We start from the raw sequence: 25,743 nt of genomic DNA, 5'->3' as shown, positions 1-25,743 counted from the left end.
CGGATTCAGCTAGCAACCGCCAAGTTTGCTTCAGGCATAAGCATAGGGTTCACCGCTGCTGGTCCGATCTTTGAGCGCCGGCGCGCACAGGATATCCAAGCCAGGCGAACGCTCTCCCGATAGCCGCAATAAAGGCATATTGCCGCCCGGGCACGTTGACCAGTCCATTGACCGCTGAACTTCCGACTGCTTCGATTTCCACGAACGTGTCGTACGGCAGCACATGGCACGTGCCTTCCTGTATGTCTACCACAACGGGGGACGTCACATTCAAGAGCCAGTCCAAAGCAGGATCACGGCAGGTCAATCGAAGCACGCCGTCGATGGCGACAACCTGTGTTCCGGCACGCCGATGTCCGGCATTCAATTGTCCGGGATAGAAACATTGTCTGATCGCTTGCATAAGAGGGTCCTTCCGCGTTTGTCTGGGTGTGCGCCGGCCCTCTTAAGCACAGCTCAAGCTTAGTGAGCTGCCTCGCTTGGCGACAGATTCAGCGCTGTACAATCTGTTGCGCAACAGAGCCGTTATTACCCATCTGTTTCCGTCCAGATTCCCGGCGTCTGTGTCTGGCGCGAGCGACGTGTTACCCGCAGCATCTGGACAATGACCATGTCTTTTGAAATGCCGCCGCGCGACCTGCCCATGGCGGGCGAGCCGTTATATGAACGCCTTGCCGAGCACTACCGCCGGGTGATTGCCTCGGGTACGCTCGTGCCGGGTGATCGCATGCCGTCTGTCCGGGCCATGATGCTTCGGCATCAGGTCAGCCTCTCGACGGCGCTGCAAGTCTTCCGGCGACTCGAAGATGCGGGCTGGCTGCAAGCTAAACCACGTTCCGGATATTTCGTTCGCCGGCGGACGGTACCGGCTTTACCCAGTGTCGATGAACCGGAAAACCCTTCTGCTCCAATGGAAGCGCAGTTCGTCGGCCTGCACGAAGCCATTTCGAAAGTGATTGCGCAAGCCCAACGGTTTCCGGAGGCGCTGAACCTGGCGGGCGCAACGGCCGCGGCATCGCTTTACCCGACCGCACGGCTACAAGCACTGACAATAAAGATCCTGCGGCACCAGCCGACGCTGCTCACGGACGTCGGAGGGGAAACAGTCGGGGCCGTGCTTCGGCAAGCGATTGCAAAACGGGCTCTTTCGGCGGGCATGACGCTTTCGCCCGATGAGGTGACCGCCACGACCGGGGGTGTGGAGGCGGTGAACCTGGCGCTGCGCGCGGTGACCCGGGCAGGCGATACGGTCGCGATCGAATCCCCGGCGTTCTTTGGTTTATTGCAGATTATCGAGAGTCTGGGTTTGCGCGCGCTGGAGATTTCCACCAGCCCGACAACCGGCATGTCGCTCGAAGCGCTTGAAATGGCGCTGCTCGCCTACGGGAACATCAAGGCCGTGGTGGTCGTGCCGCATCTGCAGAATCCACTGGGCAGCGTCATGCCCAATGAACGTAAGGCCGGCCTCGTCCGGCTTTGCGCCCGGCACAAGGTTGCGGTGATCGAGGACGAGCCGTACAGGGAACTGCTTGATGACGCTGGTCAGAACAAACCTCTGAAAGCATGGGACCGCGACGGCGGCGTGATTCATTGCGCGTCGTTCAATAAGGTGCTGGCGCCTGGTTTGAGGCTAGGGTGGATGTCGTCGGGGCGATGGCACGAGCGCGTCAAGATGCCCAAGTATGCGCAGAGCCGGAACAACGAAAGTTTGTCTCAGCTCGTTGCCGCGGAATTCATCGGGTCAGGTGTGTACGACCGGCATCTCTTCCAGTTGCGGGAGCGATTGCGGACGCAACGGGAAGCTACCGCCAATGCGATCGCGCGTTATTTCCCCACCGGCACGCGGCTTAGCGTGCCGGTGGGCGGCGTAGTGCTTTGGGTGGAGCTGCCGGCCGGTACGGATTCGAGCCGGCTGTTCGAAGAGGCGCTGACACAAGGCATTCGCATTGCGCCCGGGACTATTTTCTCCAATTCCCGGCGCTTCGCTTCGTTCATTCGTTTGAGCTGTCCGCAGCCATTCGATCAAGCCGTGGACGATGCATTGCAGCGGCTTGGAAGGCTCGCTAGCGACATTGGCGCGTGATCAAAATAGCGGCGCTTCTTTAAGCCCGGCATCGCAAGAGTCTTTCTCCGGGCTTTCATAATTCAAGTCACGAGCTTATGTGTCGCGCGTGATGTGTTTTACCGGCGAGCAAGCGTAAAGAGGCATACAACAGCCGTTCGCTATTTCTTTGCTGTCCGGAGAATACAGTTGACTTGTGAATTAGCCGCTGCCTAAAATTCGCTCATTGTCATAAATCGGGCTAATGCCTTGGACACTTGTAGTCGTCGACCTCTGGATTATTTAGCTGCCTGACCGGCAGGACTCCGCGCTTGAATTCTCAGCCGCCGTCTTGCCATCAGGCAGACGGTGCGTGTCGCAGTATTTTTCCCGTGCATCCCTTAGCGCCAATCGGCCGCAGCGTTAGCGCGCGTCTGAATGGAGCCTTGCCGCGAGCCCATACTCGCGGCTGCTTTTGCCTGGCGCCTGTCCCTGTCGAGGAACGGGGGCGGCATGATTCACGTATAAGTCATGCCGAATCCAGCACCCGTCCGACAGGAGAGTTTGCCTGACTGTCATAGGACTGTCACACGCAGACAATACGGTGGGCCGCGCCGGCATTGCGCCGGTGCGGCCATTGAGAGTGCCTGAGCGGTCTTGGTCAGGCAATGCATGCGAACACGACAATTCAAAGAATCGCTTTATGATCCATGAGTACATTCTTCCAATGATCGCGGCTTTAGCGTGCGGCATTGCCATCGGTCTGGAGAGGCAGTTGCGGCAGCGAACGGCTGGCCTGCGCACCATTACGCTGGTGACCAGCGGCGCCTGCTTGTTTGTGATCCTTGGCGCCATGACCGGGAACGGAACCACGACCGTGACGCAGATCGCGTCGTACGTGGTGTCCGGTGTGGGCTTCCTGGGTGGCGGCGTCATCATGCGCGAGCAGGGCGCAATCCAGGGTATCAATACGGCTGCCACTCTGTGGTGCTCCGCGGCCGTTGGCGTTCTTTGCGGGGCGTCGCACTATGGGCCCGCCATCGCGGGAACCCTGGTGATTCTCTTCACCAACACCGTGCTGCGCGAGATAGGGCGCACGATCAATACCACGCCGGTCTCTTCCGCCGACCTCGTGCGCAAATACGTGCTGAAGGTAGTCTGCCGAGCGGAGGACGAGGTCAACATTCGGGCGATGATCACCAACTCGATGGTGTCGGCGCCGCTGTCGTTCCAGGGACTGAGCAGCACGGACCTCGACGGCGACCCGGGGCGTGTGGAAGTGATCGCAACGCTCGAAACGCATCCGAAATATCAGTCAAAGGTTGAGGCCGTTGCGAGCCGGCTCAGCATGGACAAGGGCGTATCAAGCGTTAGCTGGGCAGCGCTCGATACCGTGCCCGTGCCCGACTGACAACGCGTCACAGCCTGTCGGCATGACCGCGTGCCGGCACGCCTGGGGTATGGCATGGGTTTTGAAAGGATGCATCGGTAGTATCCGGGACAGCGATGCTTCTGCGAACCTGTGCTGACACGGTAGGCAGGCGTCGCTTCACCCATTCAAAGGTCGTAAATGAGTACCTATGTGTTGTTGGCTTGCGGGTTCGGAGCTGGGCTTGCGATTGCTCTCTGGGGAATATTCGACACGCTGAAGTATTCCCGGCGCCAATCGCAAGAGCACGATGATCACGCCCATTCCACAGGTGATAAATCCAGGCGATAAGCTCTCGCGGTGCAGGCGTTCATCCTGACGCTTGGCCGGATGCGAGCCCCTGCCATCCACCGCCAAGCGCCTTCAATAACAACACGCTTGCATCGAGCCTGCGTGCATCGATCTGGTCGGCGGTACGCTCGTTGGTTAACGCAATGGTCTGCGCGGTCACTACATCCAGATAGCTCACTGCACCCGCCCGAAACCGGTTGGTCGTCAGTGTCAACGCAAGCCCGGCAGCGGACGTTGCACGTTGCTGGCAGGCGGCCTCGCTCTGCAGCGACTGTAGCGCCGAGAGATTGTCCTCGACCTGTTGAAACGCGACGAGCACCGTCTGCCTGTAGTCGGCGACCGCCCCGTCGTATTGAGAGTGCGCGCTCGTCAGCGTGGCATCTCGCCGGCCACCGTCGAACAACGTGCCCACCAGTTGCGGACCGATGGACCAGAAGAGGCTGGGGGCGGTCAGCCACGGCGCAAAAAACGTGCTTTCGAGCCCGGCGCTTGCCGACAGGGCGAGATCGGGAAAGAATGCGGCGTGCGCCTCGCCTATCTGCGCATTGGCTGCAAACACGCGTCGTTCGGCAGCGGCAATATCAGGCCGGCGTTCGAGAAGCTGCGAGGGCAAGCTGGGAGGGATAGATGGCACAACGAAGGATTGCGGTTTGGCCGCAATGGAGAACGTCGATGCGGGCTCGCCGATCAACGTAGCGATCGCGTGCTGAAGCTGCGCACGCTGGACATCGATGTCCGTGTCCTGTGTCCGCGTACTTTCCAGTTGGGTAGAGGCCAACGCGACCGCCGAGGCGTCGATTGCGCCATTCTTCAGTTGCTGCTCCAGGATGCGCAATGCATCGGCATAGGCATTGACGGTGTCGTCGAGGAGTCTCTTCTGTGTATCGAGCGAACGCAGGTCGAAGTAATCGACAGCCAGGTCGCTTGTCATCGAGAGGCGCACCGCTTCAAAATCTGCCTCGCTTGCAGCCGCATTCGCCTGCGCGTTGACGGTTGCGTCTTTCACACGGCCAAACAGGTTGGGCTCCCACGAAGCGCTCAGGCCCGCCGAATAGTCCGGTACGGTCTTGCCCGCAAGCGAATGGCCTTCCACGTTCTGCGAGGTACGGAACCGGCTCACGGACGTGCCCGCGGTCACGGTCGGGAAGAAGCCAGCGCGCTGATAGTCGACGAGCGCGCGTGCCTGCTGCAATTGCGCGACTGCTTTCTTCACCGTCTGGTTCGATACGTCAATACGGCTTTCGAGCGCGTTCAACGCCGGGTCGCCGAAGACGGTCCACCATGGGCCGCGTGGCTGGGTATCGGCAGGTGCTGCGAGCGCCCAACCCGCGGCACCGGCATAGTGCGCCGGAACGGAGACGGCCGGCTTCTGGTAAGCCGGCATGGTGGAGCAAGCGCCGAGCGCGACGGTCAGGCAGGCGACCAGGGTCTTGCGGGCGAGGGCGGAGGGTGACGTAAGCATGGACGCGATCCTCAGGAAGCGGACGAAGCGATCTGCACCGGCTCGCCAGGGCTGATGGCGTCGCCCGGATTGTCGATCACACGGTCGGTGGCCGTGAGCCCGGTCGTGATTTCCATGTGGGTGCCGAAATCACGTCCGACGGTCACGGTCTTGAGGGCGGTTTTACCCGCACTGTCGACGACCGCGACGGTCACGCCATTGGGTCTGAACAGGAGCGCGCTCACCGGCAGGTCGAGTGCCGGGCTGGCATTCTGCAGTTCCAGATGTACCTGCGCGTAGGCGCCGGGCAGCAGCGCGCCGTCGTGATTGTCGACATCGACTTCCACGTGCATCGTGCGGCTGACCGGATCGATCGCGCCGGCACTGCGGGCGACTTTCGCGGCGAAACGCCTGCCGGGATATTGCTGCACGCTCAGATAGACCTCGGTGCCCGGCGTGACGTAGGGCGCATCGTTTTGCGGCACATCGACGAACACTCGCAACGTGTCCGTCTGCTCCACATGAAAGAGTTCACCGGGCATGGGAGCCAGCCCCGGCGAGCCGCCCGCCGTGACCAGCGCACCCACGTCCACGTTGCGAGCGGTCACCACGCCGTCGAAGGGCGCGCTCACCTTCTCGTACGACACAAGCTCGGACAGGCGTTGCACATTGGCCTGCGCGGACTGCAGCATGGCGCGTTTCGCCTCCATGTCGCTGACCTTCGTGTCGGTGTCCTGTTGCGAGACCGACTGCGTCTTCAGCATGTCCTGCCAGCGTTGTGCGCTGACTCGGGCGTAGTCGAAGTTGGCTTGCGCCGTTGCCGCGTCGGCGCGAGCCTGGCGAAGCTGCGCATCGAGTTCAGGTGTCTGGATGATGGCCAGCGTTTGCCCTGCCTTCACCCGGGCGCCAATGTCGGCGTACCAGTGTTCGAGGTAACCGCTGGTGCGGGCGTAGATCGATGCATCGGCGTAGGGCATCACCGAGCCGGGCAGCAGGAGTTCCTGGACCGCAGGGGCGCTGCGCGGCTTGATGACCGAGACACTGAGCGCATGCTGCGCGGCGGCTTGCGAGGTCAGCGCGGTGCTGGCCTGCAGTCTCGGAACAATGCCAATCACAAGCAATGCCGCCGCGATAGCGCCGAATGCCAGCGGCATCATGAAGCGCCGTCGTGTGGAAGGCTTGGTGGTGGTCTCGCCAGCGAGCGGCGGCAGTTCGTGCATGTCGTTGTGATGGTTCATGGTCTGGGCTCGTTTAAAGGCAGTCACTGAACGGACGGAGTGGCCTGGTGCGCCGCTTTCTGCAAGCGGCGCCTTTCGATCCACGCGCGTGGACCATGCCGAATACGACCGGGACGAAAAGAAGGGTGGAGACCGTGCCTATCGCCAGGCCGCCGATCACGGCACGCCCAAGCGGCGCATTCTGTTCGCCGCCGTCGCCCAGGCCGAGCGCCATGGGCAACATGCCGATCAGCATGGCGAGCGCAGTCATCAGCACGGGCCGGAAGCGCTTGAAGCCGGCTTCAAGCGCCGCAGTCAGCGGCGCCGCGCCGCCTTGCAGCATCTCGCGCGCTGTGTTGATGACAAGAATGCTGTTGGCCGTTGCAATACCGATGCACAGGATCGTGCCCGTGAGCGCGGGAACACTGAGCGTGGTGTGCGTGGCGAACAGCATCCACGCGATACCCGCCAGCGACGCGGGCAAGCCGCTGATGATGATCAACGGGTCGATCCACGACTGGAAGTTCACGACCATCAGCAGGTAGACCAGCGCGATGGCGAATACGAGTCCCAGTCCCAGGCCGCTGAACGATTCGTTCATCGACTGAACCTGGCCGCGGATGACGATCGACGAGCCGGCGGGCGGCTGTGCCTGCGCCTGGTCCACGAGCCGGGTCACGTCTGACGCCACGCCGCCCAGGTCGCGCCCTTGTGCTGAAGCGAAGATATCGAGCACGGGCTGTACGTTGTAGTGCGAGACCACGGCTTGCTGCGTGCCGCGTGACATCGTGCCCAATGAACCAAGCAGGTTTTGCGGCGACGGTGAGGTCGAGTCCTTCGTCAGCGGCACGTTCGCCAGCGTCTGCAGCGAATGAATGTCGTATTGCGGCACTTCAGTCATCAATGGATAACTCACGCCGTTTTTCGGATCGAGCCAGAAGTTCGGCGTGGTTTGCGAGCTGCCCGACAGCGCGATCAGCAGGTTCTGCGCGACATCGCGCTGCGTGAGGCCGGCTTGCATCGCCTTGGTCCGGTCCACGTTGACGTTGATCGCGGGCTCGTCGCCGGGCTGTTGAATGCGGGCATCGACCAGACCACGCACGGTCCTCAGTTTTGCCAGCAAGTTGTTCGCCACCACGCGGTTCTGGTCGAGCTTGTTGCCGACGATCTGGATGTCGATTGGCGCGGGGAGGCCGAAGTTCAGGATCTGGCTGACGATATCCGCCGGGAGGAACGCGAAGGTGGTGCCGGGGAACGACGCGGTCAATACGTTGCGCAATTTCGCCACGTAGTCCGCCGTGGGTGCGTGTCCCTTCTTCAACGTGATCATGATGTCCGCGTCAGCCGATCCGACCGGCGCCGACGAGTCATAGGTCAGGTTGATGCCGCTCACCGGCACGCCGATGTTGTCGAGCAACGCGCCCTCGTCCGACTTCGGAATGACGGTGCGGATCTTCGCTTCGACTTCGTCCGCGAGACGCGCGGTCTGCTCGATCCGGGTCCCGGTGGGGGCACGCATGTGCAGGCGGATTTCACCGGTGTCGACAGCCGGGAAAAAGTCGCGGCCTGTGAAGGGCACGAGCGCGAGCGACCCCACGCAAAGCAGCATGAACACCAGCAGGAACCGGCGGCGGTTTTCAATGGCGCGGCCAAGCGCCGCCTTGTAGCCGTGGCGCAGTCTTTCGAAACGGCGTTCGAAGCCGGCCTGGAACCGTATCAGGAAAGCGAACGGTCCGCGTGCGGGGCTGCCGTCTTTCGAAGGCATTTTCATCAGGTACATGGCGAGGGTCGGAATCAGCGTGCGCGAGAAGAAATAGGACGCGCACATCGCAAACACAACCGCTTCGGCCAAGGGTACGAATAGATAGCGGGCCACCCCTGAGAGCAGGAACATCGGCACGAACACAATGCAGATGGAGAGTGTTGAAACGAAGGTCGGGACCGCGATCTCGCCCGATCCGTTGAGAATGGCGTCGTGCAGCGGCTCGCCCCGTTCCAGATGGTGCGTGATGTTTTCGATAGCAACCGTTGCATCGTCGACCAGGATCCCGACCGCCAGCGCCAGCCCTCCGAGGGTCATGATGTTGATGGTTTGCCCGAGCGCGGACAACGCGATCAGCGAGGTCAGCACCGAGAGCGGAATGGTGACCGCAATGATCAGGGTTGCGCGCCAACTGCCGAGGAACAGCAGGATCATCAGCGCAGTCAGGCATGCCGCGATCAGCGCTTCCCGCACGACGCCGGTCACCGCCGACTTCACGAATACCGACTGATCGGAAAGCGGCGTGATGTGCAGCGCTTTCGGCAGTCCTGCCGCGATCTTCGGCAGCATGGATTTGATCTGCCCGATGATTGTCAGCGTCGACGTGCTGCCGGTCTTTTCCACCGTAAGCAGCGCGGCGCGCTTGCCGTCGCTGCGCACGATATTGGTCTGCGGCGCATACCCGTCACGCACCTGCGCGACGTCCCGGACATACACCACGCCACCTTTGACGGTCTTGATCGGCAGGTTGTTGAGCGCCGCGACGCTGTCGGTGCTGCCGTTCATCTGCACGTTGTATTCGCGTGCTCCGATCTTGGCCGTGCCGCCCGGCAGGATCAGGTTCTGCGCATTGACGGCATTGACCACGTCGCTTGGCGACAAGCCTTTGGCCTGCAGCGCGCGGGGATCGATGTCGACCATGATCTGGCGGATCTTGCCGCCGAAGGGGAGCGGGACGGCAGCGCCTTGCACCGTGGCAAGCTGCGTGCGAATAAAGCTGTTGCCCAGGTCATAGAGTGTTTGCTCAGGCAGCGTATTGCTCGACAGCCCCAGTTGCAGGATAGGGACGGTCGACGCGTTGTAAGTAATGATGTTCGGCGGCAATGTGCCCGGCGGCAGCACGCGCAGAATGGACTCGGAATTCGAGCCGGCTTCGGCGATGGCGCGGTTGATGTCCGCGCCGGGATGAAAGAAGATCTTGATGACCGAGACGCCGTTCAGCGACTGCGATTCAATATGTTCGATGTCGTCAACATCCGAAGTCAGTGCACGTTCATAGTTCGACGTGATCCGGTTCGCCATGTCTTCCGCGGAGAACCCGTTATACGACCAGACAATGCTGACCACCGGAATATTGATATTCGGAAAAATATCCGTAGGCGTACGCATGATGGCGAGCGGTCCGATCAGGAACAGCAGGATCGCGAGCACAATGAAGGTATAGGGCCTGCGTAGGGCCAGTCTGACAATCCACATGGGTATTCCCGGAAGATAAGCAGCGCGTGAAAGGCGGAGACTTCGTAACGTGCGGCCAGTGTGACGAACCGGCCTTTACCCGGTTCTGACCGCAAGGTTACAAAGCTGTTATCTTCAAATGCCGGGATCCGCAACATGACGATCTTGTCATCTTGGCGTCAGCTTTGAGTCAGGACATGCCGCGCAAAATGAAGTCGCTTACCGTTGCTTACCGGACGGTGAAGCATCGGCTTCATTCATTGAGAGTGAAGCCACTTTTTAAAGAGGCGACTCATCATGAAAGCACTGATCTGCACAACACTTGCGCTTGTCCTGGCTGCACCCGCCATGTCGTTCGCCCAACAATCCACGAATGAGCCCGTCACGCGTGCCCAGGTGCGAGCTGATCTCGTCCAGCTCGAGAACGCGGGATGGCGCCCAAGTGCGCAGGACGCTTACTATCCGAATGATATTCAGGCTGCTGAAGCACGCGTGCATGCCGGAGACACTGCCGCCACCGGTTACGGCGGAGTCACGGACAACGGAACGTCAATGTCGCAGCCGTCGACAAGCGGAACCACGGTGGCCCCGGCTGGTCAGTAGTTCGGACGGTGGTGCAGAGTGCGCCAGCGAGCGCGGTTCATGCGATGCCGCAGTATTTTCGCGGGCGGCCTGGTTAGCCGTGGTCTGCCTGAGGGGTGATTTTCCGGATTTTTAACCGGATCGGATGGTGCCACTTAGCGGGCATTGCTGCGAATGAAAGAAGTCGCGGCCGCCGACAGAAACAACGGCGCAGATGACGGTACCGAGTGACAGTACTGAACCGCTAAGTACCGGACCAATCAACGTCCGGCGCTTAGCGGCTGCACAAACCTGGCTCCAGCTTAGCCTGTCAACAACGCATCAGGTGCGCTGGCCTTGCTCGCAAACCTCGCCATTGGCTTCCGCTTGCAATGCACGCACGCGCGCCGGCAGGAAGGGGTGGATCAGCAGTTGGTAAGCGCCGCCGCCAATCACGCCGCCTATCAACGGGGCCGCCACCGGAATCCACCAGTAGTTGTCCGGCGAAGGCAGCGCGGATGAATCCCAGCCTGCAAAATACGCAAACAGACGCGGGCCGAGATCACGAGCCGGATTCATTGCCCAGGCTTCCAGGTAACCCATTGATGACCCAAGTATTGCCACCAGGAACCCGATCATTAGCGCACCCGCGTTTGCCTGGGGTGCCATTTCGTTGAATTGCTCGGTAATCGCGAAAATCCCGAACAGAAGGAACGCGGTCAGGATGACTTCATCGGAGAACGCGTGCATCGGGGTGATGGCCAGGCCCGGATGCGTAAAGAACACGCCCGCTGCGCCGCCGTCGGCCCGCGACAGGTGATGAATCGCGTTGTAATGGTCGATCACCGGCCCGAACAGCGCATAAACAATGACGGCGCCCAATATGCCGCCAATGAGCTGCGCTGCCCAGTAGGGCAACACTTTCTTCCACGAGAAACCGCGGAATAGCGCAAGGGCCAGTGTCACCGCGGGGTTGGCATGAGTGCCCGAAATGGAGCCTGTGACATAGATGGCCAGCGTCACGGCCAGGCCCCACGACATGCAGACACCCCAGTAAGCGTTCACATACGGGCTGGGATCGTACAGCACGTACATGCACGCCACCGAATCTCCAAACGCAATGATGATAAGAACGGCGATAGCCTCGGAGATGAGTTCGCCGACAAATTGCCTGCCAGCAGGTTTTGCAATAGTTGATGACATTAGGAATCCTTAAAAGAGGAACTGAGCGACGGCAGAAGGCACCCGAACAGACGCGACCGAGGTGCACGCTGAACTCAGGTTCAACCTGATGTTCAGGTGGCACTCCGGTAGAGCTCAGGCAGAGCTCAGGTGGCGTCGGCCCACGCTTTGGCGGCATTCACCGCACGTTGCCAGCCGTGCATCTGGCGCTTGACCTCGTCGGCCGCAATATCCGGCGAGAAACGACGGTCCAGCTTCCATTGGCTCTGCAGTTCATTCACGTCTTTCCAGTAACCGACTGCCAGCCCGGCCAGATACGCCGCGCCCAATGCAGTGGTTTCGCTGATCTGCGGACGCACCACGTCCACGCCCAGCATGTCGGCCTGGAATTGCATCAACAGGTTGTTGGCGACCGCACCGCCGTCCACGCGCAATTCGCCAATGCGGATGCCGGAGTCGGCTTCCATGGCCTTCAGTACATCGATTGATTGAAAAGCGATGCTCTCCAGCGCCGCCCGCGCAATATGAGCGGAGGTCGTGCCACGTGTCACGCCGAACAGCGTGCCGCGCGCACGTGCATTCCAGTGCGGTGCGCCCAGGCCAGCAAAGGCGGGCACCATATACACGCCATCGCTATGCGGCACGCTGCGTGCAAGCGCTTCAATTTCATTCGCACTCTTGATGATGCCAAGCCCGTCGCGGATCCATTGAACGACAGCGCCGCCAATGAAGATGCTGCCTTCCAGCGCATAGTTGACCTGGTCCCCGATCTGCCATGCAATGGTGGTGACCAGGTTGTTGCTCGATTCGATCGGCTTGTCGCCCGTGTTCATCACAAGGAAACAACCGGTGCCGTAGGTGTTTTTCACCATGCCGGACTTCGTGCACATCTGGCCGAAGAGGGCGGCATGCTGGTCGCCTGCAATGCCGGCAAGCGGAATCTTGGAGGCGAAGACCGTGGTCTTGGTCGGGCCGTACACCTCCGACGAAGCACGCACTTCAGGCAGCATGCTGCGCGGAATGTCGAGCGCGTCGAGCAGTTCGTCGTCCCATTTGAGGGTGTGGATATTGAAGAGCATGGTGCGCGACGCGTTGGTGACGTCGGTGATATGCAGGCCGTGCTTCGTGAAGTTCCACACCAGCCAGCTATCGACCGTACCGAACGCAAGGCGTCCTTGTTTGGCTTTCTCGCGCGCCCCTTCCACGTTGTCGAGGATCCAGCGGATCTTGGTCGCGGAAAAGTAGGAGTCGATAGGCAGGCCCGTCTTGGCGCGAACCTTTTCTTCCAGCCCCTGCGCCTTCAACTGGTCGCAGAAGTCGGCGGTACGGCGGTCTTGCCAGACAATGGCGTTATAGATCGGCTGACCGGTTTCGCGGTCCCACACAATGGTGGTTTCGCGCTGGTTGGTAATGCCGATGGCGGCGATCGACGCGCCGTTCAACCCTGCGCGGGTGACGGCTTCGGCAGCGACGCCGGCCTGGGTCGACCAGATTTCCTGCGGGTCGTGCTCGACCCAGCCCGGCTGAGGATAGATCTGGCCAAATTCCTTCTGTGCCACCGACACTACGTTACCTTGGCGATCGAACACCATTGCGCGTGAACTCGTCGTGCCCTGGTCGAGCGCGAGGATATATTGCTCCTGCATTGTGTCTTCTCCACTGGTTTTTAAATGGATCGCCGCTTCTTGCATGATGCCTCGCGGCGTTGCTGACTTCTTGTTTTGACTGCGGCTTCGGTGAGACGGTGCTTCTGCGAAAATTACGTTTTGATTGCGGCGTTAAATCCGGCTAACCGTTTGATGCAGTTCGGGTAAAGGCCGCCAAAAGGGCGGGATGAAGGCGTGGTTCATCGAACTCGCCTTGTTCGCAAAAGAACACTGGCATGGTGGACCCGCGAGAAACGCACATCATGCCGGCGTGGCTGAATACCCGCATCATTGGTGAGAGATCAGCTATTGCGCCTTGATTCACGTCATTCACTCATGTCAATTAAGAAAATCTATCGAACTGATAATGTTCGAATTCGAATGCTAGTGAACAAAATCGAAAATGTAAAGGCACATTTTTGACGGTAGCCGTGTGTGCGGGCCTCGCTTCGGAGTTAGTGGAAAACCTCGAAACAGGGCCGGTAAGAATCTTTGAAAGTTCGAAAGAGAACGGACACATCTGGCAATAACGTCCGCAATGGGGGTGACTCTGCAAGCGGAGGTTTGGACGTGCCGACGGCGATTGTTTGAAGGGGCTCAGGGACATCTGGCAATCCGGCAACAATTTGCCGGTGCAGGTAGAGTAAAACTCCGCGACCAGGAAGTTCGTCGCGGCTGATGCAACATCGAAAAAACAGAGGCCAACCATGCGGGTCCCCAGGCAGGTCAGTAAGCTTATTCGAGTTGTCGCCGTGGTCGCGCTTGCGTCCTTCGGGTGTTTGTCGACGTCTGCACATGCAAGCGCGGTAGAAGAGCAGCTCAATTGCAAATCGACGGGTCATGTGTTTATCAGCTCGCTGATGCAGAGCGGTGAGATACAGCAGAAGCCCATGCACGTCGAGAAGAATTCAATCAACGCGTTCCGGCCCGCCCATGGCGTGAAGCTGACGGCGTTCGATTTCCCGGTCTTTGTGGTGCTCGGCTATGAGAAGGATGATCCGCTCTTCAAGCCGGGCAAGGGAGATCCCGTTGCGGACTGGGCCTACGGCGTAGTGGTGACAGGCGCGTCCGACGACGTCAGGGACCGCCTGCATCAAATAGGCAGCGACGCTATTGTTCACGAAGTCACGCCAGTGATGACGGCGATTCTTTGCAAGGCCCCTTGACGTCAGGGCACCGCACCGTGAAGGTGGCATGAGGGCCTGCGCAATGCATTTGCCCCTCGATCCCATGCGGGTTCGTTACTCTGCGGCCGCAGGCAGTTGCACGTTTTCGGTGCGCAGCGTGAGGCGGGCGATGGCAAACGCCAGCAACGCGGAGAGTGCGATTGCGACCATCATCGGCTTGGGTGCACCATCGGCGAAGAGACCGGACACGGCCATCACCGCAGCGCCGATTACAAACTGCAATGCACCCATCAGCGCCGAAGCCGTACCCGCAATTGCCCCATGACTTTCAAGCGACAACACTGCGGCAGTCGGTAATACCAGCCCCAGGAAGCCATAGCCGATAAACAGGAAGACCATCATCAGCGCGAGGCTGTCGGCGCCCGCCAGAAACAGCACGGCTACGATGCTCATTGCAATCGCGAAGCCTGTAACCGCCACGCGAATGACGCGCGGCAGGCCGTACCTGGCAGTGAGGCGGGCAGTCAACTGGCTGAAGCCGAAAAACGCCGCCGCGTTAAGCGCGAAGCACAAGCTGAACAGGGTGGGCGACAAGCCATAGTGGTTGATGATCACGAACGAGGCGCTTGCCAGATAGATAAAAAACGACGAGACGCCGAATGCACCGACAAACGTGAGCCCAAGGAACATCGGATCACTAAGTAATTTTCGATATCCCGCGAACGCACTTGCCCACGAGCTGCCGGCGCGGTGATGGACTTCCCGCGTCTCCTTCAACTGCGTAGCCGCAAGCACGAGCGCAAGTCCGCCCGCCACGGTCAGCGCCCAGAAGACGCCGCGCCAGCCGAACGCCGCAATGATGAAGCTGCCGGTCAGCGGCGCCAGGAGCGGAGACACGCTCACAACGAGCATAAGCAGCGACATGAGGCGGGTGGCGTCGTGACCGGTGTAAAGGTCACGCACGATGGCGCGCGGAACGACCATGCCGGCGCACGCACCCAACGCCTGGAGCACACGAAAACCGATCAGTACATGCACGTCCGGCGCGAAGGCGCAGCCCACGCTGCCGATCGTGAAAATCGCGAGGCCGACGTAGATCGGCATCTTGCGGCCGAAGATATCCGAGAGCGGCCCGTATACGAGCTGGCAGACCCCGAGCGTGATGAAAAACACCATGAGGCTCATCTGCACCTCGGCCGGAGTGGCGTGCAGCGCCCCTCCTATGGAAGGCAGCGCGGGCAGGTACATGTCGATGGCGAATGGGCCCACCGCGGTGATCAGGCCCAGCACAATGGCAAGTTGAAGAAAGCGTCGTGTCATCATTTACCGGTAATAAAGAGTGGCGGCATGGTAGTCGAAACCTGCCGGGTCATGTGTGCGCCGTGCGGTATTACGCGCGAATAAAAATGGGGGCGTGATGCGGCGCACCCAAAGGCGCATTGCCGGATTGCGGTCCTACCTGCATGACGAACGGCGCCCTGATAAATCGACATTGCCCGCGCTGACTATTTCGACATCCGTCAGGACGCCCGTTGCAGCGTGAGGCTTCTGCACTGGCAAGGGAGCCAGGCGGCGCGTTGGCGGATACAGCGGCTGTCGCAGACGAAGGCGCATCAGGGCGCGGGTTCGAAAATCCCGGCGTCAAGCGGACGCAAACCCCGAATCCGCCGTTCATTGTGTGCACTATAGTGAAATCCACGCCGACGCGCTCAGATGACCAGGGGCCATGCGGCAGCGCGGGTGACGACCGCAAGGTCCACAACAGACATAACGTCACCTTCCGGTCCCGTCCGGGAAACATGGCGCCTGGCGCTATCGTCAAGCGTCCTTCTTCGCAGCTTCCCGCCGGACCTCACTGTCCGCGCTTCAACAGAACCCTCACGTGGCGATACGCACTATATAAATCCCGGATAGTGCTTGAGAAGCGTTATGCCACGCGGCTCAAAGCCGACCGGCCGGACAAACGCGCCTGTGTTTAGGGGTTGCCCCGCATAGGCGACGCCAACACACCGCCACTAGTATCCCCGCCAACTCCTTCGACGGTGCCGCACCGTTCCCGCTGACCAGCGGTGCGGATAAAGGCACGCGCATGCAATTGAACGGATGGGCGAATGTTTTCGGCGTGAAGATCGGTGGCGGTTGGGTAGGCAGGCATGTCGATACCGCAACGCCTGCCACGCCTAACGTGCATTCGAACCTGTTCTATCTCGCGCGGCCTATCAGATCACCCTGGCGTTCACGCTCGACGGCGAGGTCTTCCGTACCACCAACGCTGAGCAGGATACCCGCGCCACCATGGGCACGCTGCACGGCACGTATTCGCTCTCCAGGGCCACGGCGGTGTATTTGCAGGGTTCGTATCTGAGCAACAGCTCGCAGGCGCGATACTCCCTTAGCTCGGGCGGGGGCACTACGCCTGCTGCCGGACAAAACCAGACCGGTTTGATGGCAGGCATCCGTCATGCGTTCCAAGCGGGAATAGAAGAGGGAACGCGGAGCAAGCGGCAAGGACCGCGCCGCTCCTCAAGCAGGGGTGTTTTCAGCGTTAGTGCGAACTTTCAGGCTCGGATGCACCGGACTAAACTGAGTGCGGCTCGGCAGACCTGCAGCGTGTCCGACGGCCTTGCCGTTCACCCAATCCTCGTCAGTGCCGGTTATCGTTTGTAGTAAGCGTTCAAGCAGTCAGCAACCCCGCGTCGTCCGGCATGCTCCGAGACAACGTAACAAAAAAAGGAAGAGACATGCGCAGGAGTTCGTCAGTCGACGTTCAGACCTTCATCAATGAACACCCGTTCGGCGGGTTTCAATGGCTGATTTTCGCAATGTGTTTTGTCATCGTCCTGCTGGACGGATTCGACACAGCCGCTATCGGGTTCATCGCCCCGTCGCTGATCACCGAGTGGAATATCAGCCGGCCTGCACTTGCTCCGGTGCTTAGCGCCGCGTTGTTCGGGCTGGCGTTCGGTGCGCTCCTCGCCGGTCCGCTTTCCGACCGCCTGGGACGGCGCGTTCTTCTGATTGCATCGGTTGTGATCTTCGGTGTTGCCTGCCTGGTTTCCGCTTTCTCCGGAGACCTCACGCACCTGACGATACTGCGCTTCATCACCGGTCTCGGACTGGGCGCAGCCATGCCGAATGCGGTGACGATCATGAGCGAGTTCTGCCCTGATCGCCGACGCGCAACCCTGATCAACCTGATGTTCTGCGGCTTCCCGCTCGGAGCCGCGTTCGGCGGTTTTCTCGCGGCGTGGATGATTCCCGCTTTCGGATGGCGCAGCGTTCTGGTTCTCGGCGGCACGACTCCGCTGCTGCTGGCGGTCTTGCTGCTCATCGCGCTTCCGGAGTCGGTGCGTTACCGGGTCGCTCATGCGCATCCGGTCGACAAGATTCGCGCAACGCTCAGCCGCATTGGCCGGAGCGCCGTCGACGCGACTTCGTTCGTGATGACGGAACAGGCTCAGGCCGTGCCGGGGAAAAGCGGGATCCGGCTAGTGCTGTCACGCGAGTACATCGTCGGGTCGGTGATGCTTTGGCTGACCTATTTCATGGGACTGGTTATCTTCTATGCATCGATCAACTGGATGCCGATCCTGCTTAAAGAGGCGGGTCTGAGTGCGCAGCGCGCCACGCTGATTTCCGCGCTGTTCCCGCTTGGCGGTGTGGGCGCGGTACTGTGCGGCGTGTTGATGGACCGCTTCAATCCGAACCGCATCATTGGCGCATGCTATGCATTGGCCGCTATCAGCGTGTATTGCATTAGTCACGCGGTCGGCAATATCAGCTTGCTGATCGTCGTCGTCTTTGCGGCGGGTGTGCTGATGAACACGGCGCAGTCATCCATGCCCGCACTGGCGGCTGCGTTCTATCCGACGCAGGGGCGCGGCACCGGCGTTGCATGGATGCTCGGCATCGGACGGTTTGGTGGCATCGCAGGTTCGTTCCTGGTCGCTGAACTGACCCGGCAGCACTTCAGTTTCGAAAACATCTTCGCTGTAGTGGCGGTGCCCGGCGTGATCGCCTGCATTGCGTTGCTGATCAAGCAGGCCGTTCAACCGCGATCCGCAAACGCCAAGATTAGCGACATAGGAACGGTTTCGCACTAGTCGCGCGAACGACACGCAAAAAAAAACCCGCGCCCCTCTCGAAGGCGCGGGTTAAAGCTTCCGGAGCGTCGCCACCAGGGAGAAGGGGGACCCGGTGACGACGTAACCAAGCATAAGCGGTTCCGTCCGAAACAGGTCTTTCCCCATATCTCGATTCCTTACTCAATTGTTGCGGACGCCTTGAGCGGGAACGTGCTTAAGCATTGGTATGAATCGGGAACAGCTTTAAACAACGATCCTGCGCGTTCGTGGACCGCTGCAGATCAAGCCCCCCAGCCTCACGATATGGCGGCGCCCTTGATCTCGGCGCCAGGCCTGGAAGCTCGCGCGCTGGCTTGCATCCGGACTTCAAGCAAGCGGTTGATCGCAATTGATCCGGCCACCGCGCACAACATGGGCACGAGGAAATCGTGATCGACGCGCGTGAATTCGACCATGAGGACGAGCGCGGTGATCGGCATTTTCATCGATGAAGCGAGAAAGGCCGTGGCTCCGACAACGGCGAAAGCACCCATGGGCGTACCCGGCCACATCAACGTCCAGGTGCCGCCCAGCACAATGGCCAGCAGCGCGCCGTTAGACATGCCGGGGGTAAGCAAGCCGCCCTGGGCGCCCGCGCGCAGGCTGCTGGTGGTGATGGCCACCTTGATGACCAACAGCGTTGCTGCAAGGCCAATGGTCAACTCATTGCTGAAGCCCAGTTGCGCAGGTGTCCTGCCGTTGCCGAGGATTTGCGGAAACCACACCGCAAGCAAGCCGATGATCAGGAAGTTGACGAGCGAGAGAAGCGGCAGGGCCCATCCTTTCGGTGCTGCCGCGCGGGCCTTTGTCGTCAACTGGACAAACGCGAACGCGGCCATGCCGAACAGAGGACCCGTGACAATGGACCATGTCACGAGGTTTGCGCTCAGCCCGAAGTGCGGCACGACGTATTGCGATTCATCGCCAAGGCCAAGCCACGCGACCACGGCCGCGATGACCGAGGTGACCAGCGCGGGAATCACGACGCGCATCTCGAACGACCGCAGCAATACTTCGAGTACAAAGATCGCTCCGCCAAACGGAACGTTGTACACGGCGGCAAGACCGGCGCCTGCGCCACAGGCCACCATCAGGCGGGTTTGCTCGACGGTGAGCCCGGCGTAATGCGCCAGCCACCCTGCAAGCAGCGAGCCGATCTCGCGAGGCGCGACTTCGCGGCCGAGCGGCGAGCCAAGCGCGACGGTAATGATCTGGAGCACCGCATGCGCGGTCGTGGTGACGGGAGGCATGCGCGGGTCGTCGGATGCAACCGCTTTCTTGATGCTGACCAGTGGCCGCCCATAACGATAGATGACGAACCAGCCGCAGCCTGCAATGAGACCGCAGAGCCCCAGCACGGCGATCCGGCGGCCAGCCGATGCAGCCTCGACACCCTCATAGAAACTCTCGTTTCCGACCAGATGCGTGATGCTGTAGCCGTACGCGACATGCTGAAGAAAATGCAGGAGCAAGGCCAGCGTCATGCCGCCCAAGCCGGCGCCGATCCCGGTAAGAACGGTGACCACCGCGAATCTGATGAGTGGGCTGCCGGGAACGCGCGGGCGGGGTGATTGAGCGAGCATCGACGAATGTCAGTGAGATGAAAATGAAAGGGGCATCCGGCTGAGCATCCTTGCGCTCACCGGACAAGCATAGTTAAAAACCGCAATTAGCGTGAACCCGAATCTACCGCTCGAGGAATCAGGCGTCAAATTCATTTATTTTTTTAATTAATGTGCTTGGCGCATGATTCCCGTGATTTGTCCAAGGGCTACGATCCGCTTTGCGCAGAGCCCTTTAGCCGTTCAAGCAGCGAACTGATCAGATCGATGGGCATCGGGAAAACGATGGTCGAGTTCTTGTCGCCCGCTATGGTCGTCAGTGTTTGCAGATAGCGCAGTTGCATGGCTTGCGGCGCTTGCGCAAGCATTTGCGCCGCCTGCAGCAGCTTTTCCGATGCCTGCAGTTCGCCCTCTGCATGAATGATCTTCGCGCGCCGCTCGCGCTCGGCTTCGGCCTGGCGGGCAATCGCGCGCACCATGGTTTCGTTCAGGTCGACGTCCTTGATCTCGACATTCGACACCTTGATGCCCCATGCATCGGTCTGCGCATCGAGCACCTTTTGAATGTCCATGTTCAGGCGTTCGCGCTCCGCCAGCAGTTCATCGAGCTCATGCTTGCCGAGAATCGCGCGCAGGGTTGTCTGTGACAACTGGCTGGTTGCTTCGAAGAAACGGGCCACCTGGATAACGGCCTTCTCAGGATCGACCACGCGAAAGTAGACCACCGCGTTCACCTTCACGGACACGTTGTCGCGAGTGATCACGTCTTGCGGCGGGACGTCGAAGACCACGGTGCGCAGGTCCATTCTCACCACTTGCTGCACCGCCGGAATGATGAGGACAAGACCTGGCCCCTTGACCTTCCAGAAGCGGCCAAGCATGAAGACCACGCCGCGCTCGTATTCGCGAAAGATCCGTATTGCCGAGAACAGGATGAGGATGACCAGCGCCAGCAAGACGCCGCTAAAACCAAACGTGAATCCGACCATCATTTTTCTCCTTGTTTTACGTCGTCCAGCCGCGCCACGCTCAGCGTGAGCCCGTGACGCCCAAGCACTCGCACCCGCTCCCCGCGTGCGAGCAGTGCAGGGGCTGCGTGGTCCGCGTGGTCGGGGCGGTCTGCGTGATCTTCCTGGCAGCGCACACGCCACCGCTCACCATGCACGCGAGCCCAGCCGCTGTCGCTTGGCGCCACGTCCTCCAGCATCTCGCCAATGCTGCCAAGCAACGCTTCCGAGCCGCTCACGACCGGCCGCCGGCGTGCCCGCAACGCGATGCTCGAGACGACGAACACGAACAGCGCGGTGGCGAGGGTCAGGCCGATCACCAGCGGTACCGGAATGCCGTAGCCGGGGGTATCGGTACGAAACAGCATGAGCGCGCCCATAGCAAAAGCGACAATGCCGCCGAAGCCGAGCGTGCCGAACGTGGGCAAGAAAATCTCCGCGACGAGAAAGGCGATGCCGAGAAGGACCAACCCCAGTCCGGCATAGTCGACGGGCAGCAGTTGCAATGCAAACAGGCCCAGCATCAGGCTGATCGCGCCGGCAACACCGGGCAATGCGAGGCCGGGATTCGCGAACTCGAAGAACAGTCCGTACATGCCGAGCGTGATGAGAATGAGTGCGACGCTTGGGTCGGTGATGGTCGCGAGAAAGCGGCTGCGCCAGTCGGGGGCGATCGTCACCACGACAGAGCCGGACGTAGCGAGCACACGATCGCCCGCGATCGTGTGCACATGCCGGCCGTTCAGTTTCGCGAGCAGGTCGGGCACGTCGGACGCGTTCAGGTCGATCACGTTCTGTGCGAGCGCTTCGCTGGCCGACAGGCTGACCGCTTCACGCACGGCGCGTTCCGCCCACTGCACGTTGCGGCCACGCAGTTGCGCGAGGCCGCGTATGTAGGCCGCTGCGTCCTGCACTTGCTTGGTGGTCTCGGTCGATCCCGGGTTCAAGCCGGCGGCCGCTGATGCGCCCTGGTCTGTCTTCGCCGGGCCTGGCTCAGGCTCCGTGGCGCCGCCCGCGCCAATACGAATGGGTGTGGCGGCACCCAGGTTGGTGCCGGGCGCCATGGCCGCAATATGGCTTGCATAGACGATATACGTGCCCGCGCTGGCCGCTCGTGCGCCTCCCGGAGCAATGAACGCTGCGACGGGAACGGGCGAAGCGAGAATGGCCTTGATGATCGAGCGCATCGACTGGTCGAGTCCGCCGGGCGTGTCGATCTCGAGCACGGCCAGTTGAGCGCGTTGCTCAGCCGCACGGGTAAGCGCGCGAACGACGAAGTCGGCGCTGGCCGGACCGACTGCACCGTCAAGCGGAATGACCACGACGACAGGGGTGGCTGCTGCCGCGCCGCAGAGCATCAGCCCTGCGAAAAAGGAGACAGCTTTGCGCAACAGGAGGCTCGCTGTGCCGGAAAGCGCGTGCACGGCATCCGGGTGAAACAAGCGGGACGGATAGCGTTCCATCACGATAGGAGCGGCGTCGGCGAACAGGATGACGCCGGCTCAACGAGGGTTGCCTGACATTAAGCTTATGCCAAATCAAGCGCATACCAAGTTCGGCCGCTCTAAGGATTTCCACGATAAAGCCGCGCCAGTCCGTTAGCGGTGTTAGACCCCCGCAAACGCTTCGTTTACCGCCGCCCGCTTGCGGCTCGTTGCGCGCGGCGCCGGAATATTTTCAGGGCTTCAATCGTTTAATCCATGTAGTACGCCCTAAGCGGCGCGAGCGCGCGCGGCCTTGCCTGTTGGCACGGATGCGCTTGGCGTTCGCGCAGGAGACGATGATGCGCCAGTTACTTCAGTTGGGAATTCGGTTGGGAATAGTGCTCGCCGTGATGAGTTTTGCGGCTCCCGCGTTTGCACAAGCTTACGACGACCCCGTTGGTGCGGACGTTGACTCCGGAACCCCTTGCCGCGCCGTATTGGGACAGGCCGATATTGATGGCTCGACGCAGCAAGTCGTGGAACGGGCATGCCTGCAGAGTGATGGGACGTGGCAGATTGTCGAGAGCCCTGACGACAGCGTTCTTGTGTACCCGGTCGGGTACTACCCGTATCCGGATCAATGGTATTGGGGGCCGCCGCTTTTCATTGGCGCGGGTGTGAGCTTTATCTTCGTCGATCGCTTCCATCACCATTTCCACGCCGACCATTTTCATCAAATGAGCCATGTGCACGTCGGCGCGCCGATGGGGTCCGGTTTTCATGGCGGACCTTCGCGATCTGGCGGTGGCATGCACGGGTTCTGGGGAGCCCAGCGGCGCTAGGCCGAGGCCTGGATTGACGGGATCGACCCCTGCGATTATTGAAATTTTTACATAACAAGCCCGGCTGACACGCAGCGTCCGGGCGGCCCATTGGCCGCCGCCGGGTCAAGGCCGGACGGAAGCCCGGCCGCTCATTGCAGCGTGACCGCAGGCAGTTTCGATGCATCCAGCACGGCGACTCCGCAGAACCAGTCGCCTCCATGCACGTCGTATTTCCAGTGCATATTGGATTTGATCAGCGACCTGCAGTTATCAAGCGAAACCATGCCCGGCTGCGCAACGGTGCATTGACCTATCGCAATCGCGGGCTCCTGCAACGTACGCTCAGGGGCAGTGCGAACGGGCGAGGGCCTGGAGATGGGTTGCAGGTCATCGATCAGTTGCTGAAGCTCTCCGATGCGGCCGGAATACCACGTTGTGAGGCACGCCTGGTCCGCGCAATGGGTTTCGCGCCACATCCATTTGGCGTCGCTGTCGGCACGGAATGAACGTTCGTCCGGCACCGCGCGGCGCGCTTTCCAATAGAGCTTTCCGAGTTCGTCGTCGAGCTTCGATAAATCCGGGTCGTGGCAGATCATCTGTTCAGTCGCTGAGCGGCCAATGTTGCAATTGAAGCTGGTGGCGTGGGCTGCGAGCGGACCGCTCATTAGAATCAGGGAGATCAGGGTGGTCTTGAAGAGGGTCATCGTTATCGCTGTAAGAATGGATCTTTCACCCATACTCGGCTGGATTCGATGTCTGGAATGCAAAGAAAAGAACTGGGGTTCGGTCAGTGCTTACCAAATATTCCGGATTGACCGCGCTGCTGTCCAAAGAGTGCGCAAACAACTGATCAATGTGGTTTTTTTTCAAGCTGCCTGAGTTACGCTAGCACGCAAGTACGCTACGGCTAAAGGAATGAAGGCTCGCCCCCTATATTGAACGGGCTGTAAGCTCAGGTAAGGAGTCCGGGAAATATTGCGGTCATTCTCCAATGCTCACATGCTGTTGCGCGCGATCATTCGTGCCGAAAGACAGGTTTGGCGGTATCAGGCATGTGCGGCAAGCCTCTGCGCTGACAATGCAACGGGGATCCTGAGCATGAAGCGGGGCGCGCAGAGTGTCATTATCATCAAGGGTACGGCGCTCAAGGCCAATGCCCCGGATTGAACCTCACGGTCGCAACCGTTTGCCCGGGCAAACAAGCTGCCGGTGAAAGAAATCAAAGGATCTGATCAGTGCATTGGTGGAGCGCGTGAGTGTGGGCCGAAGCTGACGGTAGCGTCGCTTCTCCCCACGCTGGTTCCAAAACATGGCTCATCGGAGTTGGCTTATGTTGAAAACGGTCGCAGCAGCATCATTGCGTCCTGGCATGTTCCTGCACAGTCTGGATCGGCGCTGGCTCGATCACCCGTTCTGGAAGAATTCGTTTTTGCTCACCGCTATCGATATCGAAAAGATCGTCGCCAGCGGAATTGCATCGATTGTGATCGATACGGACAGAGGCCTGGGGTGCGCTGACGATTCCCCGGTCGAGTCGAACGGCTTGTTCGATTCAGGCAGCACCGCTTCGCAGACCGACGGCGGTCATCTGCTCGTCACAACACGGACACAACTGCCGAGAAGACCGGTCAGCGAGGAAATCGGGCACGCGAGGCGTCTGTTCGAGTCGGCGTCCAATGAAATGAAGGTGGTGTTTCAGCAAGCCCGCATGGGAAGGGCGGTGTCGGGAGAAAGCATGATGCCGCTGGTCCAGAGCATTGCGGCATCGGTCATGCGCAACCCGTACGCGTTGACGAGCGTGGCGCGCCTCAAGCACCACGATGGCTATACGTATATGCATTCCGTCGCCGTGTGCGCGCTGATGTCCGCACTCGCACGCGAACTCGGTCTTGACGAGCAGGGCGTCCTGGAGGCCGGTACGGCCGGGTTGTTGCACGACGTCGGCAAGGCGCTGATGCCGCTCGCCGTGCTTAACAAGCCCGGGAAATTGAGTGTGGAGGAGTTCGAGGTCGCCAAGAAACACTCGTTCGACGGCTGGCAAATGCTGCAGTCCGCCGATGTCAGTGCCGGGGTGCTGGAGGTCGCGCTGCACCACCACGAAAAGGTCAATGGCGGCGGGTATCCGCATGGACTCAAGGACAAGGCCATTCCTCTGCTTGCCCGGATGGGCGCGGTCTGTGACGTGTACGACGCCGTTACATCCGAGCGGCCCTATAAATCATCCTGGCATCCTACCCACGCGCTTCGCAGCATGGCGTCGTGGGATGGGCAGTTCGACAAGGCCATTCTCGCCGCATTCATCAATATGATCGGCATCTATCCTGTGGGTGCGCTGGTCAGGCTGGAATCCGGCTTCCTTGCCGTGGTGATCGACCAGGGCAACGGCTCCATTCTGACGCCGATCGTCAAGACGTTCTTCTCATGCAAGTCGAATCAACCTGTTTTTCCGGCCATAGTAGACCTGAAGAAACTGAAAGGCGCGGACCGGATAGTCGCTATTGAAGACCCCAGGCAGTGGAACCTGCCGCAACTAAACGACCTTTGGTTAAATCAGACCGGCCCCTTCGTGTAAGCAACGCAGGGCGAGTCGTGAGCCCTTGCATGGTCCTCGTGCGTGGTCGCGGACTGTCGCGGGTTACTCAAGCACACT

At 60.5% G+C, this 25,743-nt stretch carries 18 protein-coding genes and 1 pseudogene; 7 read left to right on the top strand and 12 right to left on the bottom strand.

Annotated features, from left to right (window positions below; genetic code table 11):
* Positions 1-49: 49 nt before the first annotated feature.
* Positions 50-403, bottom strand: a complete 354-nt coding sequence (locus ABH944_RS10180) for a hypothetical protein (protein WP_404606671.1) — start codon at positions 401-403, stop codon at positions 50-52.
* A gap of 201 nt (positions 404-604) precedes the next feature.
* On the opposite strand from ABH944_RS10180, the gene ABH944_RS10175 reads away from it, so the two are divergent.
* Both ABH944_RS10175 and ABH944_RS10170 read left to right on the top strand, forming a co-directional pair.
* Complete coding sequence (locus ABH944_RS10175; protein ID WP_404606669.1) at positions 605-2,083, top strand: aminotransferase-like domain-containing protein; 1,479 nt, start codon at positions 605-607, stop codon at positions 2,081-2,083.
* 661 nt (positions 2,084-2,744) lie between these two features.
* Positions 2,745-3,452, top strand: coding sequence for an MgtC/SapB family protein (locus ABH944_RS10170; protein ID WP_404606668.1), 708 nt, complete (start codon positions 2,745-2,747; stop codon positions 3,450-3,452).
* 328 nt (positions 3,453-3,780) lie between these two features.
* On the opposite strand, the gene ABH944_RS10165 is transcribed toward ABH944_RS10170, so the two are convergent.
* The 3 genes and pseudogenes from ABH944_RS10165 to ABH944_RS10155 all read right to left on the bottom strand — a co-directional run bounded on the left by ABH944_RS10165 (position 3,781) and on the right by ABH944_RS10155 (position 9,657).
* The gene (locus ABH944_RS10165) at positions 3,781-5,223 is read right to left on the bottom strand and encodes an efflux transporter outer membrane subunit (RefSeq protein WP_404606667.1); all 1,443 of its coding nucleotides are present in this window, start codon (positions 5,221-5,223) and stop codon (positions 3,781-3,783) included.
* Between the two features lie 11 nt (positions 5,224-5,234).
* Positions 5,235-6,440 carry an efflux RND transporter periplasmic adaptor subunit gene (locus ABH944_RS10160; RefSeq protein ID WP_404606666.1) on the bottom strand — a complete coding sequence of 402 codons (1,206 nt, stop codon included), beginning with the start codon at positions 6,438-6,440 and terminating at the stop codon, positions 5,235-5,237.
* Positions 6,441-6,463: 23 nt separating this feature from the next.
* Positions 6,464-9,657, bottom strand: a pseudogene (locus tag ABH944_RS10155) (efflux RND transporter permease subunit).
* 276 nt (positions 9,658-9,933) lie between these two features.
* On the opposite strand from ABH944_RS10155, the gene ABH944_RS10150 reads away from it, so the two are divergent.
* A complete protein-coding gene (locus tag ABH944_RS10150) occupies positions 9,934-10,239 on the top strand; it encodes a DUF4148 domain-containing protein (RefSeq protein ID WP_472975130.1) in 306 nt (101 codons plus the stop codon).
* A gap of 300 nt (positions 10,240-10,539) precedes the next feature.
* On the opposite strand, the gene ABH944_RS10145 is transcribed toward ABH944_RS10150, so the two are convergent.
* Positions 10,540-11,400 (bottom strand): MIP/aquaporin family protein, encoded by an 861-nt coding sequence (locus ABH944_RS10145; protein WP_404606665.1) that lies wholly within the window; start codon positions 11,398-11,400, stop codon positions 10,540-10,542.
* Between the two features lie 125 nt (positions 11,401-11,525).
* A complete protein-coding gene (gene glpK / locus ABH944_RS10140) occupies positions 11,526-13,025 on the bottom strand; it encodes a glycerol kinase GlpK (RefSeq protein WP_404606663.1) in 1,500 nt (499 codons plus the stop codon).
* Positions 13,026-13,777: 752 nt separating this feature from the next.
* Here glpK and ABH944_RS10135 point away from each other — a divergent pair.
* The gene (locus ABH944_RS10135) at positions 13,778-14,191 is read left to right on the top strand and encodes a hypothetical protein (RefSeq protein ID WP_404606661.1); all 414 of its coding nucleotides are present in this window, start codon (positions 13,778-13,780) and stop codon (positions 14,189-14,191) included.
* Positions 14,192-14,266: 75 nt separating this feature from the next.
* Here ABH944_RS10135 and ABH944_RS10130 read toward each other — a convergent pair whose 3' ends face one another.
* The gene (locus ABH944_RS10130; protein ID WP_404606660.1) at positions 14,267-15,472 is read right to left on the bottom strand and encodes a multidrug effflux MFS transporter; all 1,206 of its coding nucleotides are present in this window, start codon (positions 15,470-15,472) and stop codon (positions 14,267-14,269) included.
* 899 nt (positions 15,473-16,371) lie between these two features.
* Complete coding sequence (locus ABH944_RS10125) at positions 16,372-16,608, bottom strand: hypothetical protein (RefSeq protein WP_404606659.1); 237 nt, start codon at positions 16,606-16,608, stop codon at positions 16,372-16,374.
* A 285-nt stretch (positions 16,609-16,893) separates the two neighbouring features.
* Between ABH944_RS10125 and ABH944_RS10120 the strand changes: the two genes are divergently transcribed.
* The gene (locus tag ABH944_RS10120) at positions 16,894-18,255 is read left to right on the top strand and encodes an MFS transporter (RefSeq protein WP_404606658.1); all 1,362 of its coding nucleotides are present in this window, start codon (positions 16,894-16,896) and stop codon (positions 18,253-18,255) included.
* A 278-nt stretch (positions 18,256-18,533) separates the two neighbouring features.
* Here ABH944_RS10120 and ABH944_RS10115 read toward each other — a convergent pair whose 3' ends face one another.
* The 3 genes from ABH944_RS10115 to ABH944_RS10105 form a co-directional block, all read right to left on the bottom strand.
* Positions 18,534-19,859 (bottom strand): chloride channel protein, encoded by a 1,326-nt coding sequence (locus ABH944_RS10115; RefSeq protein WP_404606657.1) that lies wholly within the window; start codon positions 19,857-19,859, stop codon positions 18,534-18,536.
* Between the two features lie 188 nt (positions 19,860-20,047).
* Positions 20,048-20,827 (bottom strand): slipin family protein, encoded by a 780-nt coding sequence (locus ABH944_RS10110; RefSeq protein ID WP_404606949.1) that lies wholly within the window; start codon positions 20,825-20,827, stop codon positions 20,048-20,050.
* Positions 20,827-22,203 (bottom strand): NfeD family protein, encoded by a 1,377-nt coding sequence (locus ABH944_RS10105; RefSeq protein ID WP_404606948.1) that lies wholly within the window; start codon positions 22,201-22,203, stop codon positions 20,827-20,829. The genes ABH944_RS10110 and ABH944_RS10105 overlap by 1 nt, the downstream gene beginning before the upstream one ends.
* Positions 22,204-22,628: 425 nt before the next feature.
* Between ABH944_RS10105 and ABH944_RS10100 the strand changes: the two genes are divergently transcribed.
* Complete coding sequence (locus ABH944_RS10100) at positions 22,629-23,111, top strand: hypothetical protein (RefSeq protein WP_404606655.1); 483 nt, start codon at positions 22,629-22,631, stop codon at positions 23,109-23,111.
* A gap of 131 nt (positions 23,112-23,242) precedes the next feature.
* On the opposite strand, the gene ABH944_RS10095 is transcribed toward ABH944_RS10100, so the two are convergent.
* Entirely contained in the window at positions 23,243-23,797 is a 555-nt protein-coding gene (locus tag ABH944_RS10095) for a lysozyme inhibitor LprI family protein (RefSeq protein WP_404606654.1), read from the bottom strand.
* Positions 23,798-24,423: 626 nt separating this feature from the next.
* Between ABH944_RS10095 and ABH944_RS10090 the strand changes: the two genes are divergently transcribed.
* Entirely contained in the window at positions 24,424-25,665 is a 1,242-nt protein-coding gene (locus ABH944_RS10090; RefSeq protein WP_404606653.1) for a cyclic di-GMP phosphodiesterase, read from the top strand.
* The last annotated feature ends 78 nt before the right edge of the window (positions 25,666-25,743 follow it).

It is taken from the genome of Caballeronia udeis (assembly GCF_044909315.1).
GTDB lineage: Bacteria > Pseudomonadota > Gammaproteobacteria > Burkholderiales > Burkholderiaceae > Caballeronia > Caballeronia udeis_A.
The sequence above is the reverse complement of the archived record's forward strand: the minus strand, read 5'-3'. Positions and strand labels throughout refer to the sequence as shown.